Raw genomic sequence first — 17,705 nt, 5'->3', positions numbered from 1 at the left:
TACATCGTGAGCGTATAGGTTCAGCCAATTTGTATCCAATCCACATGCAAAGCGTCAAGGACAGAAACACCCTCGTCACCAGACTCTTGCCGAAGGCAGTTTGCAAAGCGCATTTGCTGAACGGATAATGTGGTCAACCACCGGTATTGGCGTAAATACAATACCTAGCTTGCTAGCCATGTTGGGGAAGGCTTTTGAGAAAAACCGATCAAACAAAGTGACCATAATCTGCTGCTTACCAGCTAGGTTATCAATCTGTTTAATTCTAGTCACCATAGTTGAATAGAAAGATTCAAGAGGGCGACGCTCCTTCTCAAAAACCTCATGATCCGCAAGCTTGTCCACGATACCTTGCATAGCAATAGACACAGGATTCTGCTCAGTGAACTTTTGATCCTCAAACATAGCATCAAATAACGGCTTCGTGATCAGATGCTGAGCAAGCATTTCGACAGCTTGAGTCTCACTCACGCTAGGGTTCAAAGTGGACCTAAGCGAGTGAACGAACTCTGAAAACTCTTTTCGGTGATCTGAATTCTTAAGCAGGCTCTCAATCAGACTGATATATCTACTAGCAATGTCAGCTATATCCCCTGACCAGTTATCCCAGTACAGCCTCGAACCAACCTTCTTAACAATTCGGGAATAGAAAGGATCTTTCCATGAATCAGGAATATCTTTAGAGATTGTCGGAATGGCTGGCGGCGTGCAGGGAGTTTCCTCTCCCTTTTCCGCATCTTCGTCTGAACCGTCGCCAGCATCCGACTCTTCAGTCTTAGTTGGCGCTACCGGGTCATCTTTTCCTTCTGATTGCCGGTCCATATCAGAACTATTTGGTTCAGCTGTGTCCTCGTCGTCCTCTGTGGAAGGACTCTCCCCAAGATGGGGCGCGTCATTAGAATATCTGGTAGCCGAATCTTCGCTATCAGAGTTGGAAGGAGAAGCGGGAGAACCTCCCTCCTTGCGGGATGAATCTGAAATCTCCGGAGGCTGTTTTTCTCGTTTCGTGGTGGAGGCTTTGTGATCATCCTCAGTAGTGTAAGTCTCGCCAGAGCCGATACGGGGTTCTGGAATAGGCTTAGGATGGGGAGTGAAATCAGCGTAGTCGATGACAATATTCTCGGGTTCTTTGTGGTTGTACTCGATAGAGTTAATGGTTGCCTCAAAGCGTTCATCGTGAGCACGAATTGCTTGTAGGACTTGCCAAACTACTTGGTAGCGTTTATTATCTGACAGAGCCTCTTCTGGTGACATGCCTGCCGGGATCGTCACCGGAAGAATTATGTAGCCATACGTTTTCCCTTCTGCTTTACGCATAACACGTCCAACAGCCTGGATGACATCGACCTGTGAGCGACGCGGATTAAGGAACAGGATGGCATCAAGAGTAGGAACATCAACTCCCTCGCTCAAACAACGGGCATTCGTTAGGATCCTACAAACAGGGTTTACGCTTTCCGGTTCTGCTTTCAACCAATACAGCTTTTCGCCGCGAGTGACCGCGTTCATCGTGCCATCGACGTGTTCGCGCTCGACTTGCAAATCATCTGTATCATCAAGATTATTTAAGTCTTGCAAATGATTACGCACAAGAGAAGAGAATTCCTCAACTGCCCATATAGAGATCCTTTTCATCCATAGGAGCGAGAATGGCATCCCGCTCTTTTGCTGCGTTCTTAACTCATCTCGGAACGGTCTAGATGTTGCGGTCATGTAGAGGCGTCTTTCCGCCCGGATAAAATCATTGTCGTGTACTCTAACGAATACTCACCCGTCCTCGCCGCTGAGAGTGACTCCAGTCGTGCGGTGTGCTTCATCGCAGATGATTTAAGTCAAAATCTCTCCAGTCAATGCCAACTAACTCTTGTGCGTCATGAATCGTGTCAATCGACTGGTAGGTGAAGAATGCAACCTGTAAACCGTCGACGCTATCTTCACCCCTCAAAGAGGAAGCGAGTTTTTCAGGATCGGTTGCTGAAGGAATCTTCAAATCTGCTACAACCATATCTGCCATGTCTGAGTTCATTTGACGCTTGTTCACTTTTGCATCTGAGCAGACTGACCAAGCTGTCAACGGTAGCTCACACTCTGGAGACCGCTCTTGGAGGGTTTAACTCATCAAAGCGAAAGAAGGAACGATGAAAAGAATTCGTACTACATTCCCATTTCAGCGGCCGTTCTCTCAACGATTTTTAGGCTAGTGAAAGTTGTATCGGACCCGCAAGTCACTACTGGAATGCCACGATCTGAAGAGTCAAAACCTTTGAATACGCCGTCGAATGCGCGAACTTGGTGATTGCGCAGAGTCTTTCGCTTTATATGAGGTTATGCGGTTCGCCTCTAATTCTGACGCGAAAAACAAGATAATCATAATTGATAGTTGCCATAGTGGCTAGTAATACTGCTAATCCGAGATTTTCGGAGCTAAAGGAAGGTGTGAGCAAACTTACTGCATCCACGGATAAACAGTATTCTGAAGAAGTCGATGGCTCGGGAGTATTTACGAATTATCTGGTTGCTGCGCTGGAAGGTGGTGCTTCGGATCTTCTATGATCTGTCACTCTGGGGAGCGTGTATGCGCATATTTATCAATCTCTTGGGCCTTGGTCGCAGCGACCGGTGTTTAAACCAACGTCAGTAGATTTGTATCTTTAAGAACGGCTCAGCCGCCAATATTGTTAGATACATTGAAATCAATTCCAAGCATTTTGAGTCACCAGAGTCGCAATACCGTCTTAATCCAACCTATGAACCCTCACGCAATGGGAATGCAGATTATCTTGATCCTCCAGATTCGAATAATGTAGCCATGTTTAAAAAGTTGCAGGAACTAGAATCAGTAGGTCTTGTCCGACCAGTCGATACTGAGCACATGTACTATGCAGTTATGGAAAGTCGGTGTTGCAGGTTGACCGCATTGGGAAGACATTATTAGGGTTTAGTAAAGAACGGGCTCATTTAGTTGGTACCGAGATGGTAGTAGATAGAAAGTAGTGGGTTGAATGACTGGTATTTTTATTTCGCATTCTTCGAGAGATGTAGCAGAGGTCAAAACCTTTTGTTGTGATTTTTTGGTGAATCAGTGCGAGGTTAGTTCTTGGCATATCCATTTTACTGATAAGGACACTAGAGTTCCCGAAGGGGCCATGGAGAATTCGCGTTTCATGAGTTCCTTAGTCGGGGCTCCAATGGTAATTATCTTTGCTTCTAGTAATTACTTTAAGAGCAAGAGCTGTCTCATTGAACTTGGTGCTTCAATTCGAGCACAAGGTGAAGTTTACTATCTACTGGCATCAGATATGAGCATTGAGAATGTTCCAATTGAGGCAAGGTGGTTGCCTTGGCGTTATAGCTATGATGAAGAAGTTTTACAGAATATAAAGAAATCGGTTGATGAATCTACAAACATCGATATGCAGCAGGGTATGTCGGAACCGAAGAGATATCTGGCTAGTACCTCTCGTCTTCAAAGGTGTAGGTTGAATAAGTTCAGGAATAACGGAGCAACTTTACTAGATTCGCGTCCTCTGTTCTTCAATCCTGGTACGGGAATCTCTGCTTTTGCATTGTCAGTGTGGAAAACATCATCAGACGAGGTTGTGGCCGTATATTATGCAGATACAGACCAGATGTCACCTATGAACAATGACAAAATAATTGATTTTTTAAAGGATAAGTATTCTGCGGACAGAGTTTTTGCAGTCTGGCCTGAAACTGACTGGTTTGGCGTGCAAGAGCAGTTTAAGGGAGGTAATCCCCATCCTGGTAAAGCTTCACAGCTTGAGGATTTAGGGATACCCGCTTTGACCACCGGAATTAGCCCTAAAATGGTAAGGAATGCTGAGAATTATTTTCGTGCTCCCTGGCTCGAAGAATGCGAGAACTCCAAGAAGATTGGGCGATATAGATTTTTGAAATTTGGATTTCTTTTGTACTTGTCATTTGTTCTTATTAAAGAGTTTAGGTGTTGAGAAAATTGGAGTTGCTATATTTTTGCGGCATTACAAGCTCGGGTTTCATGTATGTGCTCAAAACCGCAGATAGCGAAATATCAATTAACTTCAATATTGAAACAAGGGTGTCAAAGAGCAGTTCAATTTATGTGAGTCAGAGAAGCTGCGGTTCAAGGAAGCTAAGAAGTTCTTCGATTCCATAAGTGATGAGAACATAAACGTTCAGTTTTCTCCGCAGCTCGAGTATGATGACATTGTGGTACTTATCAAACACGTGATGGCTGGGTGAACTGGGAAATCAAGAAAGTACTCTCATAGAATTTCAAAGAAAGGAATAAATCATGAAACGAGCATTCATCAGTTTCGACTATGACCACGACGCAAGACTCAAGGATCTTCTTGTCGGCCAAGCAAAGTATCCCGACTCGCCTTTCGAAATTGCAGACTGGTCTATCAAGACTGCTTCACCTACTTGGAGGGCTGAAGCCCGCCGCCGTATCCGTTCGGCTGGTCTAGTAATAGTTCTTTGTGGTCGTCATACAGATACGGCGACTGGGGTCGCCGCCGAACTTCGCATCGCAAAAGAAGAGAACGTACCCTACTTACTTCTCGCGGGGTACAAGGATTTGGTCAGGCTACCTACATCAGCGGAGTCGAGCGACACGCTTTATGAATGGACGTGGAACAATTTGAAATCGCTTATTCAAGGCAAACGATGAGCGACTCCGAACTTCCTGATTCGCGAGTCATTGAGATATACAAAATAGCTGTAGAAATGGCCGACCGTATCTCATCGCGACGGGCAACCACGAACGCGTTCTTCCTGACGCTTAACACGACCTTGGTTGCCGTTATCGGGCTCAATAAGACGCCTGCATTAGATCCTGTCATGGCGATATCGGTTTGCATAGCAGGCGTCTTGGTGTCAGTGTGCTGGTGGTTCCTTCTGCGGAATTACCGCCGATTGAACGAGGCGAAATTCAAGGTCATCAATAAAATCGAGAATGAACACCTGCCCGTCAAACCCTTCACCGACGAGTGGGACCAACTCGGACAAAATGATCCACCGGAAGATAAGCGTTCTAAAGTACTAGTGGGCCTTCAACAGCTAGGAACCGTAGAACGAGGCATACCTGCCGTCTTCGGTGGCCTCTACCTAATCCTCCTGACAGCAGTAATTTGCCAATGAAGAATTACCTACAACAAGATGCTGAACTCATCAAGCAAGTCCTCCCAGGGGGCACCTCTGTGCCAGATAACGCCGATTCGCTATTTGTTATCTATGCCGTACTAATGAGGGCAAAAGGATCCGATGTCACTGCCTCAGATGTTCATGATGCATGGTCAGCCTGGATGATGCGACAAGATCCGAGCCATGAGGCTATCCGACCATACGAAGAACTCGACTCAGATACCAGAGCCCAAGATGAGCCCTTCCTTCTAGCGATAAAGAAAGCACTCGAAGTTTCCTGACTAGCTACGCCACAGTGCAGTAGCTAAGATTAACATTAATCGTCCGATATGGATTCTCGAGTTAGGTGGCATAGCTGCGTACAATCTCTAGATGTCTCCATGTTAGGGGCGCAAGATGGGTATATAATCGAGTTTAGCCGCCACCTCATAGCCTCGTGGGAGGCAAGTTTACCTGCGTTGCTGACTTAGCTTATAACATAAATCAGAATGTGTGCGCCAACACCTCACATTCTGTTTCGACTGTTGCGTCGAAACAGACTACTAGCGTACGTATTATTGCACCGGGAGTGGCTAAAGAATGCTTTGATGATCTGTTCGTTCCGCTTGTACTCACAGTGGGATATCGAGCATCTTAGGCAGAGAGTGTTCAGACTATTTGACGCTTAATCAGAGATAGCAAAGGTAAGGCCCTGCGCAGTTCATCAATCTTATCGCCGAAACAGATGGTCTAGAATCAGAAGTAACTGTGAGGGGAAACAATATACTGAAAGTCAACGGATTCGCTGCTTCTGGAACAAGTATTGGCTAAATATTCAGTTTAAAACCAAACGATGAGGCAGCGAAAAGAGCGAACCGGAAAATAAGATTCGTGGGTTCAAAGAACATCAATCGGCAGGGTCAGAAAAATATACTCTGCTCATCCGCTTCCTCCATCAGCTGCGCCTTAGGTTCCATCACGCCCACACTCTCCAACATTAACCTACGCGCCTGGGCCGCCAGATAGTTTCAGGCCGGACTCCCTTGCGATTCCAACAACGACCTCAATGCAAGTATCTTATTTGTGGCAGATTGCCTCCGCCTCCGGAATCAGCTCAAGTAGAATCTGTAGATCCGTTACCTAGGCATACAGTTTGCATTAAGCGCCCTAAAATGTCCCGCCGCCCCTTTACACTAGAACCATAAGCAATACCGCAGATCTAGGAGCCACCGTCATGCTGAGAACACGACACCTTCGCCTGCTGCTGGCGGCTGTTTTGCCGCTCGCCCTCGTCCTTGGTGGATGCGTGCGGGGGAACCCCTTGACTTTCCCGCTGGAAGGCAAGTTCCTGCTGTTTGAATCTTCCGAGGATGCTGCGCTCACGCATGTGACGGTCATTGATGAGGCCGGCAAGATTCAGCAAACCGGTGACCTCCTGCCCAGCAAGCTAGGGTTTATTGCGGCGAATCAGGGGGCAATCCACTTGGCGCAAAATTATGCCAACCAGCAGCTGACCGTCACACCCACGAAAACCATCCTGACTGAGTACCCCAAAAAGCCTGCCGGCTTGGGGATTGCGGCGATTGCCAGCGGTGGCGGCACCTGCTATTACGCCACGAATGGGCATTTGGAGATACAGGACCAGCGAAATTCTGAGCTGATGGCCCGCCCTGAAGCTGGCGAGCAGAACCTCTACACGGTTGAACTTCCGCTCAACGCTTCCGCGATGAAACTGTTGGATGAAAAACTTTACGTTTCCGGGCAAGCCATCAGTGACGGTGGTACCGTACTCCTCACCATAGACGCCCTGACCGGCCAAATCCTGGACCGTTTTGACTACGACTCGCCCCTAAATTTCGAGCAAATCCTGCCGCTGCCCGGCCGTACCCTGGTCACCTTGGGTGAACGCTACGCCGACTCCGGGGAAATCTACGAGTATCGGGACGGCAAACTCCGCAGCCTCGGCGTGAACGGTAGCCCTCGACTCATCACGGGGGACGAGGAAGAATTTGTCTACCTTGAAGGCAACCGCCTGCACTTCGCCAAAACCGCGGACGGGCAGACCACCGATAGCATTGATTTAGGCGATGTGAACGAGTTTAACTCCGCCCAAGTCCAAGACGGCAAACTGTACCTCTTCGTCACCGGCAAAGCCAAAGATGTGAACGCCCGATTCCGGGCCCTCACCATTGACCTGGAAACACGGGAAAAAGTCAGCGAAGCCAGCATCCTAGTGGACTCCAAGAACCCGTTCCGCCTCGGTGCGCTAGTTCCGCAATAAAATGGCCTGCTGGCTCTGAGTAAAATCTAGCGAAGCGGATAACAAAACCATTCACATCCCGTAGAGAACAAATATGATGGGTTTCAGTAAAGCAAACCTAGGAGAAATCGTGCCCGACTCTTCACTACCCCACAACCGATCAGGTAGAGCAGGGCGACGTTACGCCCTGCTAGCAGTAATCATCCCCCTAGTATCTGTACTCGGTGCCTGCGCAGGCGTGGAAATCGGCTGGTCTAACTCCACAGGTGAACTAGTCGTCAACTGGTCCCGCCCCGAGCACTCCAGCAGCCCCGAGCACTCCAGCAGCCCCGAGCAGCCCAGCAAACCCGGCTCGGCAAAGAACTCCAAACCGGCTCCGCTCATGGACGAAGTACAGTTCCCACTCGACGGTAAGTTTATTTTTGTGCAACAAACTATAGAACCTCTGGATTTGGGGAACTCCGATGACATAGACCGTGAACGCCTAGAGCTGCAGAATATCGCCACAGTGGTTGACGAAAATTTTAACGTAGTCAGCTCAAGTAGGCTACCTTTCCGTGGGAACAGCTTTCCCAAGCAGGACGAGGATTCACTCTGGTTCTTTAACTCCGTCAAGGTTGAAATCTACTCTCTAACCAGAACCGGAGTAAACAACAATGTGAAAAACGCTCTGAAAGGTCAATTTTTATATCCGTCGACCGTAACGAAAAGTGACTCGATTGTCTATTTACCCTCTGTTTCCAGAGGCTCCGCTATTGCCAGCAGGATCTTAGCTATCAGCGTGGACACCGGGGAGCTACTTCATGAATTCTCATTACCTATCTCAGTAGAAAGCATGGTGTTTCACAAAAACAAGCTGTATGTCTGCGGCAAAACCCTAGCTAAAACTGGCGATTTCTCCAATTATCATGGAGCGTTCGCGGTGATAGATGCGAACACCGGTAAGCTAGAGAACCTAGTAGAAGACAAAGAGTACACAGCATTCGATGATGTCAAAATGATGGGTGACACTCCCATAATTCATATGGCAGCTGATAAGGGACCGTCTGACGCAATCGCCCGATATGAAAACGGCAAACTAGTAAAAATTTTCGTTCCATCAGGAAAATACACGAAATTGATTTGGGCAGGTACAGACAAGTTTATGGTCGAAGACCAGCGAGTTTTTGAAGTCTTTGATTCACACCAAAACAAGGTTGCTCTTATTGACCATGATAATCATCTTTACGATGCCACCGCGAAGTCTAGGGACGGGAAAATCTATCTGCTCGGAAACAGTTTCGAAGGGGAGAAAAAACTAGTCCGGATTATTGAGCTCGATGCGCAAACCTTCCAAGAAACAGGCCGAGGCAGCATTCCTTTAGATAAGCAGCTAGGGTTTTTAACCGTCTCCGGTCTAATACCCGCTCAGTAGGTCAGTCGCCAGCCCGCCCAATGGATTGGTGAACTGGACGCAGTCATCGAAGCATAGCTGTACCAGCAAACTAATGTCCAGCCACAAAACGCACCGGCAACGGCAACGGATCAAAACCCGTATCAAACGGAAACAACGGCCGCGACACCCGATGATGACCCAAACGTAGCAGATCCTGATCCACGCCACCCGGCGTCAAAGCCATCATCCAGCCCGCCTGCATCTCAAACAAATCCGGCTCCAAATAGCCAATCTTCACAACCACCACATCAGCCGCAGTCGGCTCCAAACCAAGCCGCGCAAAATCCGCAGCCGTAGCATACTGATGCCGCCTCGAAGTCACCACGAACACCAGTCCGCCACAACGCAAAGCCGCGACCCGGCCACCCATCGGATCATCCGCCAAAGCCACCACCTCAGCGCCAGCCACCTCAACCGGCCCCGGCGCCCGCGTATCAATCTTGCCGCCCACCGACACATCCACGCGGCCACCCACGCCAGCAGCATCAGCCGCCGCGACCGCGACCGGATCCACAATCGACGCATAAATGCCGCTGAAGCGGCCCGACCTGAGCGGCTCCCACTCCAGCAGGCCAGCTAAAGCCACCGTCACATCGTCAGCGCCGCCCGCGCCCGGATTATCGCCAGAATCAGAAATAAAGAACGGCGTCCGACCGGCAGCCACAGAACCCTCGGCCACCCGCAAACACTCAGCAAAACTACCGGTCGGGGCGACAAACTCGAAACGGTCATGCGCCGCCCAGAACTGCTCACCCAAATCAGCGGCCACCGACCTCACCAGCGCATCATCATCACCATAAACACAGATCGCGGCCTGACAACGCGGCTGATCCGCCCAAGCGAAACCAATCCAAATCGACGCATCAAGAATCCCCGGCATGACCTCCACCGCCGGCAACTGCGCATACAAAGACTTCGCCGGCTCCAAACGCGTAGAAGTCTTCTCGCCCGGCAACAACACCGGCACATGCATCAGCGCCTTCGCCGGACGAACGATCGAACCATCCTCAGCCCGAGGCGCCAAAACCCGATCCACCAGATTCTTCGCCGCCCGCATCCGCGACTCCAAAGCATCCTCATGCGGGGCCATCCGGTAGCAGGTCAACAGGTCCGTCTCATCGAACAAAACCTCAGAAACATTCCCATGCAAATCCATGGACGCACTCACAAAAGGCTCCGACCCAATGACGGCCCGGATCGCGGAAATCAGGTCGCCCTCCGCATCATCCAAACCCTCCACGCTCATCGCGCCATGAATGTCGAAGAACAAGCCATCCAGGCCGCCCTCACGCATCGCGGCGGCCAAGCCCTCCAAAATCTCCGCCTTCCAAGCGCCATAAGCGGAAGCCTTCACCACGCCGCCCGGCAAAGCCTGCGCATGCAGGACCGGCACCCAATCCACCGCCTGCGCCCACGTGTAATCACGCCAGAAAAACCGGGCCATCAGCTCATCACCGCGCGTCACCACAAAATCCGCCTCCCCCGACAAATACGGGGTGAAAGTTGAGGACTCAATATGAATCCCGCACACCGCGACGCGGGGACGAGGGCGCCTCAGTGCAGCCCCAGACACCGTAGAAAACTCAGACACCGCATCAACTCTAGACACCGTACACTCCTTCCACACTGAACAAATTTATTACCGCTCACCCTCGTCCTCGGCCCCAAAACTATGCGAAACCCGTGAAGCCCGCCGACCCCCCGCCGACCTCCGCGCCGACCCCGCGCCTAAATCAGCGGCGCGGCAGGAACCGCTGAAAACGCGAAGCCAGCGCCCCCACGGCCTCGCGGTTGCCCACGGCCCACAGCATCAGCAGGTAGGTGGCCAGGGACAGCAGGCCGCCAATCACGCAGGTCAGCACCGAATAGGTGAACACATAGGAGGGGGAGCCCTTCACGAACTCGCCGCGCAGCCACAGCACCAGCGACGCCACCATCCACGTTGGAATCGCCGCAATCAGGGAACCAATCAGGTCCCGCAACAGCTTCTCATTATTCTGCCCCGGCAGTAGCTTCTCAATCCGGTAATGCATGTACATGGAGCCCGCAATGAAAGACACAATCTCCGCCATCGCGCCGACCGCCACCCAGCGCAACGGATTCACCAGCAGCCACACCAGCAGCGCCGCCAACACCAAAGTGCCGGCCTTCGCGACATACCCAATGAAGGAGACGCGGGCCAGACCATAAGACAGCAGCACCTTCACCTGCATACCGAACAAGGCCAAGAAAATCAGGCCCGGAGAGTACGCTTTCAACACCTGTGCGTAAGCGAAAACCTCCGCCACGGAACGCGACGGCGCATACGCCTGGAAAATCGGCACCGCGAAAACCAGCAAGCTGATGGAGAAGAACAGGCTGAGGGCAAAAATATCGCGAATGTACTTATCGTAGGCGCCCCGCATCTTCTCAGCCGCACCACTGGAAGCGTAATGCGCCAGCTTCGGGAAAATCGCCGTCATAATCGACACCGTGAACACAGAGTGCGGCAGCATCAAAATCGCGTAAGCGTTAGCGCGCGCCGCCGGCCCGGAAATAATCAGATTCTGCGCGGCGCCGTACCCTTCCGCGCCGGACGCCAGCCACTGCACCGACAGCAAAGACAGCATGTATATGGTCGCGGAGGCCATCGTCCAGGCCGCAATCCGAAAGGCCCGGCCCAGCCCGTAACCGCGGAAACCCCAGGTGAACTTCGGGAAGAACCCGACCGTTTTCAAAGGCCACAGCAAAACCATGGCTTGCACGACAATGCCGAGGGTGGTGGGGATCGCTATCGTAATGATCTGCGACTGCGTGAGAGCCGCCGGATCCGTGTAGCCCTTCGGCGCCCAGCCGAACAGCCACACATAGAAGAACAGGCCCGCAATCGCAATAATATTGTTCAAAACTGGGGACCAGGCGGCCTCCCAGAAATGGCCGAGGGCGTTGAGCACCTGCCCCAGAACCGACTGCATTCCGTAGAAGAAAATCTGCGGCATAAACCAGAAAGCCCACACGTAAGCCAGCTGCTGCACCTGCGGGGACAGGGCCGGGTACGTAATGTCGACCAGCACCACTGCGCCCACTGTCATCACCAAAGTCATGACGAACAGGGCGGTGCCGGTCAGGGTGAGCAGTCGGTTCACATAGTCCCGGCCACCATCCTTACGGTCAAAGGCCCGGACGATTTCTGGAATCAGGACGGCCGCAATGACGGAGCCGGCCAGCAGCCCATACACCTGCTGCGGCAGCGTGTTCGCCACCTGGAAGGAGTCTTGCACGCCGACCGCGCCCAATACTGCAATCAGGAGGGCGCCACGGATGAACCCGAGGGCGCGGGAAGTCATCGTGCCGGCCGCGATGGTCAGCGAAGACCGCACCACGTTGATTTTCTCGGGCGCCGCCGAGGTCCCAGACTGCTCAGATTTAGCCTTCGCGGCGTCGCTGTTTGCGTCTGCCGGCTGCTGGGCTTCCCGTGCGGATTCGGACATGACTTTTCCTCAAAGCTCTGTTTCAGTATTACAAAGGTACTTTACCGTATCTTCAGGATAATACGTTCAAAGGCTGACGAGGGGGACAGCCAGGGGAGCTAACGTCCCTGCACTGCCTCTACTGACCCCACTGATCTCGGTGGTCACTGCCGTCTGAGTGTGCTTTCTTCGCGTAGTTTCCGGCAAAACACCCGCGGGTACGCTAATCTTTTACCCATGGGTAAAGCAAGTCGTAAATATGATCCGTCCAAGCCGCAGAAGATTAAGCGTGCGCCGATTCCGTTCGTCGCCCGCCCCTTCGAAGGCCTCGCATTCGAAAACCAGCTGGTCGCGCTGCGTGACTTCGTGCCGTCCGGTTACGTTAAAGTCACCACGAAACCAGAATACGGCAGCCGTGAGCTGCTGCTGGTTTCCTACCTGCCGGAGGGAACTCCCGGCATTATGCGCGCCGATGGTGTCCCCATGGTGGCGGTCCGCACCACCGCGAACAGCCGCGACCTCTCCCACGATCTGGGTGCCGCCGCGGTGGCCGTGCTGAAGCTGGAAGACGGCTCCGCACTGTCCGGCTTTGACGTGCGCGACCCGGGCCCGCGCCTGGATGAGGTTGTCGACACTGAGAGCTTCGAGTTCCACATGTCCCCGAACTTCGATTTCTGGGTGGAGCCCGCCAAGCTGGAGGACGAGGACGTAAAGTCCGCCCTTGATCATACTGCTGAGGAAACTATCCCGACCGAAATTGTTCCCGGCACTGAGTCCGCCTTCTGGTGCCGCATGAATCACGATTTTGTTCGCTGGATCCGTAACGAGCCTGAGAACCGTGTCCTTGACGCGCTGGCCCGCTTGAAGGTCCGCGGTGAAGCACACCTGGGTGAGGACACTCGTTTCATTGGGGCTTTCCGCACTTGCGGCCTGATTGTGCCGGTCTTCGAAATGGCTGAGCGTACCGCTGCCGCCGACCTAGCTGACGCCGCGGCGCAGCTGGAGAAGAAGCTGGTCGCGGAGATCGATAACCGTGACGAGCTGACTGATGATGAACGTCGGGCGCGGGCGGGCCTAGTGTCCCGCCAGGTGTCTTTGCGTTAAGGTCCAGCCGGTTTAGCGTTCCGCGCCTGTGGGGGCGGCTGATTGCCGTTCACCCTCGTCCTCGGACCTGAACCCCACCATCATGAACACGATTGACTATTCGCAACAGGTCGCGGTCGTAATCCCCGCCTACAACGAGGGCACGGTGATCGCGACTACGGTGCGCGCATGCCATATTCTGCCGGGCACGGACCTCATTATTGTGGTCGATGACGGCTCCACGGATGACACGCAAGATCGTGCCCGGGCCGCCGGTGCCGTCGTGGTTCGGCATGCCGTGAACCGGGGGAAAGCTTCCGCAATGGAGACCGGGCTGAAGGTCGCCGCGATGCGTGACCCGGAGGAAGGACGAGGGCGTTCAGTCCTGTTCATGGACGCCGACGTGGGCGAGTCCGCGCTGGAAGCAATCAAACTGATTAACACAGTCCGCGGTGGTGGCGTAGGCATGGCGATTGGCGATACGCCCCGTGAGGTGACCTCTGGTGGCCGAGGCTTCGTGTCCCGACTAGCGCGCCGTAATATTGCGGCGGCGACCGGTTGGCGTCCCCGCAACCCCCTGTCTGGTCAGCGGTGCCTGTCATGGGAGTCAGCGCAGAAGGTTCTGCCGTTCAGTCGCGGCTGGGGCGTAGAGGTCGGCATGACCATCGACCTGCTGGTGCAGGGTTTTTCCGTCGTGGAGGTGGAGACGGAGTTCCAGCATTTGAACAGCGAGTCAACGGATCGGATTCACCGCCTGAGCCAGTACAAGGACGTGATGCTGGCAATGTGGGGGCATCGTTTGACGGGCCGGACTTTGCGGTCTCGGGAGTTCCGTGACGCTGCGCGCAGTCAGAAGCCTTACGAGCCCTACGTGGTTGGGGGCCTGCCGGGTGCTGGCACCGCTGTGGGCGGCGGCCGCTGAGCTGTCAGCCCTGCCGCCGCACACCTTCGTCGAGTGTGCACCTTAGTAACAATTGTGCACTGTTTCACCTAGTCCACTCATCCGCTCACGGCGAGTGTGCACCTTAGTAACAATTGTGCACTGTGCAAGGTGCACAATTGTTTGTAATGGTCACAGTCGGTGAGTCTGGCCGTCCACCCGCCCCACCTGCGCAGCCCGCTACCCATCCATCTGCGTCACTAACCCATCTGCGCAGCCAATCCATCTCCGCCACCGGCCGCGTATTGTGGGAATTGTGTGAGAAACTGCCAGAATTAGACGGTTTTTGTGTGGACTAATGCCACACAGTTTCGATACTGTGTGCGAAAAAGCCAAAAAACGCCCAAATTTGGCCTAATTTTGGCTTTTTCCCACACACAAACAATAATGTGTGCGATTTTGCCAAGGGTAGTGGCGCAATTTAAGCGGGTGGCGTGGTGACAACGCGGACTCAGCGGCCAACGCCAGCGCAGCCTACACGGCTGGCGTGGCAACCTACACGGCTAGCGCAGTGCCCTCCACCGTCACATCGACCCCCAGTGCTGTGACTCAATCGCACCTACGCGGACACCGCCGGAGCCTGCTCCCACTCGGTGTCTTCCCGGTCCGCGCCGGCGATGCGGACGCCGCCCCGCAGGCGGGTCACCAGCAGGCCATGCTTCGGCGCCAACAACCAAGTCACCAAGAAAATCACGGTAGCGGTCAAAACAATGGTGGCGCCGGTCGGAATGTTGAAAGACCAAGACAAGTACACGCCCACCAGGGCGGACAAAGCCCCCAAGCTGGCGGACAGCATCATCATCGGAGCCAGCCGGTCAGTAAGCAGGCGGGCCGTCGCCGCAGGCGTGACTAGCAGCGCAATCACCAGCACGTTACCAATCGTCTGAATCGACATGACCACCGCAATAGTCACCATGAAGTACAGCAAAATATCTAAAGCCAAAACCGGTAGCCGCTGCACATGCGCCATATCGCGGTCCAAAGAAACCGCGACCAGCTCCTTGTTAAACATCAGAGTCAAAGCAATCACAATCAGGCCCGCCACCGAAACGGTAATAATGTCGTTCACGCTCACACCAGTGATGGAGCCAAACAGGAAGCTCTGCAAAGACCCAGAATAGCCGGGCGACAGCGACATGATAACCAGACCGAAAGCGAAAGCGGCAGCAAAGAAAATACCAATAATGGTGTCTTCTTTGATGCGACGATTCTGACTAAACAACGCCACCAGAACGGCAGTGACCGCGCCCGCAGTCAAACCGCCCAGCACCAGTGAGCCCTGCAGCAAGAAAGCGACCGCCAGGCCCGGGAACACAGAGTGAGCGACCGCGTCACCAATGAAAGCCATGCCACGCAAAACCACGTGCGCACCAATGATGCCGCAAATAATGGCGGCCAAAATCGCCACAATTAGGGCTCGCGGCAAGAACGCCAGCATCGGGTTCATCAGGTCACGAATGAAATCAATTGGTGTCAGCATTAGATCCCTAACTGTTTAAGTAGCGGGCTGGCCGCGGAAACTCGGAAAGTATCCATCCAGACTTGCGGGTCACGTAGCGCCGACGGCGCGCCCTCGGCCACAATCGCCCGATTCAACAAAGCCACCCGATCACAAATCACCATTGCGTGCGTCAAGTCGTGAGTGGTCATCAGCAGGCTGGTGCCGCCCTCGGTAAGCTGCCTAAAGAGTGCGGAAAGCAGTTCCTGCGTCGGCATGTCCAGGCCGGTGAACGGCTCATCCAGCACCAGCAGCGCCGGCGAGTTCACCAGGGCGCGCGCAATCAGAATGCGCTGCCTTTGCCCGCCGGAAAGCTCCGCGATGGGACGGTCCGCGTAAGCGCGCATCTGCACCTGCTCAAGGGCGGAGAAAACCGCCTGCCAGTCCTCAGTTTTGGCGCTGCGGAGCCAGCCGATGCGGCGCCCTCGGCCCGTCATCACCAGCTGCGCGACCGTCACCGGGAACTCCCACGCAATGTCTTGCCGTTGCGGCACATACCCGATCAGGTCGGCCGCTTTTTTACCGGTCATGCCCTGGACTTTGATGCTGCCGGCGGTCGGCATGACCAGCCCCATCATGGTGCGCAGCATCGTGGTTTTGCCGGCGCCGTTTGGGCCCAGCAGACCCAGCAGTTCACCCTTCTCGCAGGTCAGGTCAACGTCGCGTAGAATCCGCCGCCCGGACAGGCTGACGTTCAGCCCGCGAATCTCTAAAACCGGCTCAGTCACAGGGAATCACCGTCGTTTTGCTGGCTTCGTTTCGGGGCGCTCGGGGCGTTGTGGTTGCTTGGGGAGGCCGGGGACGAGGGGGCCGAGGACGTCTCCACGCTACCCGCCGGGGTGGCGGAAACCGCGGCTTCGGCAGCCCGCTTCGCTGCCTGATTGCGGCGCATCACGAAGAAAACAACGCCGCCAATCAGCACTAGGGCGCCGCCAATAATGGCGATTAGTGCACCCATGCTCAGGCCGCCGCTGGCCGGCTGATTAGCCACCACTTCCGGGGTGGTGACCGGCTCCATAGTGCCGGCCGGCGTGGTAGCGGTCGGCTCAGCGGTAGCGACCGGGGCGGCAGCGTCAGAGCCTCCGGCTAGCGCCGACTTCACGCCCTCGGCGGAAGGAATCTCACCTTGCCATTGCGTGTTGAAAGCCTCCTCGGCGGAAGCCTGGTCACCGACCGCGAAACGGAACACGGAGGTGGAAGAGTGATTCTTGCCGTCATTGCCGGTAGCGGATACGTTCAGCGCGACCGCGTAAATGCCCGGCTTGGTGAACACCCAGGTGGCGTGCGTGTGCGTGTGCAGATCCACCCAGATGGGTTGCGGCTCTGACTTGCGGGCATCCCACAGTTGGGTCGGCTCAGAGAAGTTACCGGACTCCAAGAAGACGTTCAGGTTGCCGGGGCCTTGCGCGCCCAGGAAGGTCAGATTAATGCCGCGCGCGATCTGCTTCGTCACCTCCGGCGCCTGCGTATTCCAGCCCAGCCAGGGCACGCCCGGCAGCTGCGACTGCGGGATCACGTAGGCGTTCTCGCCGGCTTTCGCGCCCGTAAAATCGTAGGCGCCCGAGTCCGGGACCTGCAGAATCGACTGGTCACCGACCCGGAAAATCACGTCCTTCGGCAGCCGCCACGCCGGCGTGTCCTTAGAGTCGTCACGCACCGCCAGCATCCACTGCCCGTCAATGATGCGCGGGCCAATGTCCATGTGGCCTTCCCTGATTTCGGCGCGGTCATGGCTGAGGGTTTCATTCTCGCCCACTACCTGATCCAGTTCATCAGCCGAGGCCGAGGGAGCGCCGGTCAGCAGGCCGGCAGTGAAAAAGCTGAAAGCCGCAGCGGTGGCGGCCGCTATTTTGAGCCAGCGGCTGGCTGGCCGCGGATTCGTTTGCGTGGTGGAGAGCTGCTTCATAATCATTCTT

The 17,705-nt window shown here is 54.2% G+C and carries 16 protein-coding genes; 9 read left to right on the top strand and 7 right to left on the bottom strand.

Annotated features, from left to right (window positions below; genetic code table 11):
• Positions 1-75: 75 nt before the first annotated feature.
• Positions 76-1,590 carry a helicase-related protein gene (locus tag BM477_RS08445; RefSeq protein WP_222842255.1) on the bottom strand — a complete coding sequence of 505 codons (1,515 nt, stop codon included), beginning with the start codon at positions 1,588-1,590 and terminating at the stop codon, positions 76-78.
• Between the two features lie 223 nt (positions 1,591-1,813).
• Positions 1,814-2,014 (bottom strand): hypothetical protein, encoded by a 201-nt coding sequence (locus BM477_RS00335; protein ID WP_075360702.1) that lies wholly within the window; start codon positions 2,012-2,014, stop codon positions 1,814-1,816.
• Between the two features lie 374 nt (positions 2,015-2,388).
• Between BM477_RS00335 and BM477_RS08330 the strand changes: the two genes are divergently transcribed.
• The 7 genes from BM477_RS08330 to BM477_RS00305 all read left to right on the top strand — a co-directional run bounded on the left by BM477_RS08330 (position 2,389) and on the right by BM477_RS00305 (position 8,798).
• Entirely contained in the window at positions 2,389-2,553 is a 165-nt protein-coding gene (locus BM477_RS08330) for a hypothetical protein (protein ID WP_158024330.1), read from the top strand.
• Between the two features lie 449 nt (positions 2,554-3,002).
• Positions 3,003-3,971 carry a toll/interleukin-1 receptor domain-containing protein gene (locus tag BM477_RS00330; RefSeq protein WP_143230145.1) on the top strand — a complete coding sequence of 323 codons (969 nt, stop codon included), beginning with the start codon at positions 3,003-3,005 and terminating at the stop codon, positions 3,969-3,971.
• Positions 3,972-4,294: 323 nt separating this feature from the next.
• Entirely contained in the window at positions 4,295-4,672 is a 378-nt protein-coding gene (locus BM477_RS00325) for a TIR domain-containing protein (protein ID WP_245792773.1), read from the top strand.
• A complete protein-coding gene (locus BM477_RS00320; RefSeq protein WP_075360699.1) occupies positions 4,669-5,142 on the top strand; it encodes a RipA family octameric membrane protein in 474 nt (157 codons plus the stop codon). The genes BM477_RS00325 and BM477_RS00320 overlap by 4 nt, the downstream gene beginning before the upstream one ends.
• Positions 5,139-5,426 (top strand): DUF7701 domain-containing protein, encoded by a 288-nt coding sequence (locus BM477_RS00315; RefSeq protein ID WP_075360698.1) that lies wholly within the window; start codon positions 5,139-5,141, stop codon positions 5,424-5,426. The genes BM477_RS00320 and BM477_RS00315 overlap by 4 nt, the downstream gene beginning before the upstream one ends.
• A 932-nt stretch (positions 5,427-6,358) precedes the next feature.
• The gene (locus BM477_RS00310; protein WP_075360697.1) at positions 6,359-7,405 is read left to right on the top strand and encodes a hypothetical protein; all 1,047 of its coding nucleotides are present in this window, start codon (positions 6,359-6,361) and stop codon (positions 7,403-7,405) included.
• A gap of 109 nt (positions 7,406-7,514) precedes the next feature.
• Positions 7,515-8,798: a hypothetical protein gene (locus BM477_RS00305; protein ID WP_158024329.1), complete on the top strand. Its 1,284-nt coding sequence runs from the start codon at positions 7,515-7,517 to the stop codon at positions 8,796-8,798.
• 70 nt (positions 8,799-8,868) lie between these two features.
• On the opposite strand, the gene BM477_RS00300 is transcribed toward BM477_RS00305, so the two are convergent.
• Positions 8,869-10,377: a M81 family metallopeptidase gene (locus tag BM477_RS00300; RefSeq protein ID WP_075360902.1), complete on the bottom strand. Its 1,509-nt coding sequence runs from the start codon at positions 10,375-10,377 to the stop codon at positions 8,869-8,871.
• A 175-nt stretch (positions 10,378-10,552) separates the two neighbouring features.
• Positions 10,553-12,289, bottom strand: coding sequence for a murein biosynthesis integral membrane protein MurJ (murJ, locus tag BM477_RS00295; protein WP_075360695.1), 1,737 nt, complete (start codon positions 12,287-12,289; stop codon positions 10,553-10,555).
• 216 nt (positions 12,290-12,505) lie between these two features.
• On the opposite strand from murJ, the gene BM477_RS00290 reads away from it, so the two are divergent.
• Positions 12,506-13,372 carry a DUF5926 family protein gene (locus BM477_RS00290; RefSeq protein ID WP_075360694.1) on the top strand — a complete coding sequence of 289 codons (867 nt, stop codon included), beginning with the start codon at positions 12,506-12,508 and terminating at the stop codon, positions 13,370-13,372.
• 28 nt (positions 13,373-13,400) lie between these two features.
• The gene (locus BM477_RS00285) at positions 13,401-14,273 is read left to right on the top strand and encodes a glycosyltransferase family 2 protein (RefSeq protein WP_245792771.1); all 873 of its coding nucleotides are present in this window, start codon (positions 13,401-13,403) and stop codon (positions 14,271-14,273) included.
• 577 nt (positions 14,274-14,850) lie between these two features.
• Here the strand turns inward: BM477_RS00285 and BM477_RS00280 are convergent.
• The 3 genes from BM477_RS00280 to BM477_RS00270 are packed head-to-tail and all read right to left on the bottom strand — an operon-like array spanning position 14,851 to position 17,701.
• Positions 14,851-15,771 (bottom strand): anchored repeat-type ABC transporter permease subunit, encoded by a 921-nt coding sequence (locus tag BM477_RS00280; RefSeq protein WP_075360692.1) that lies wholly within the window; start codon positions 15,769-15,771, stop codon positions 14,851-14,853.
• Complete coding sequence (locus BM477_RS00275; protein WP_075360691.1) at positions 15,771-16,517, bottom strand: anchored repeat-type ABC transporter ATP-binding subunit; 747 nt, start codon at positions 16,515-16,517, stop codon at positions 15,771-15,773. The genes BM477_RS00280 and BM477_RS00275 overlap by 1 nt, the downstream gene beginning before the upstream one ends.
• Complete coding sequence (locus BM477_RS00270) at positions 16,514-17,701, bottom strand: choice-of-anchor M domain-containing protein (protein WP_084543597.1); 1,188 nt, start codon at positions 17,699-17,701, stop codon at positions 16,514-16,516. The genes BM477_RS00275 and BM477_RS00270 overlap by 4 nt, the downstream gene beginning before the upstream one ends.
• Between the last annotated feature and the right edge of the window lie 4 nt (positions 17,702-17,705).

This window comes from Boudabousia marimammalium (assembly GCF_001936115.1).
Taxonomy (GTDB): domain Bacteria; phylum Actinomycetota; class Actinomycetes; order Actinomycetales; family Actinomycetaceae; genus Boudabousia; species Boudabousia marimammalium.
The sequence above is the reverse complement of the archived record's forward strand: the minus strand, read 5'-3'. Positions and strand labels throughout refer to the sequence as shown.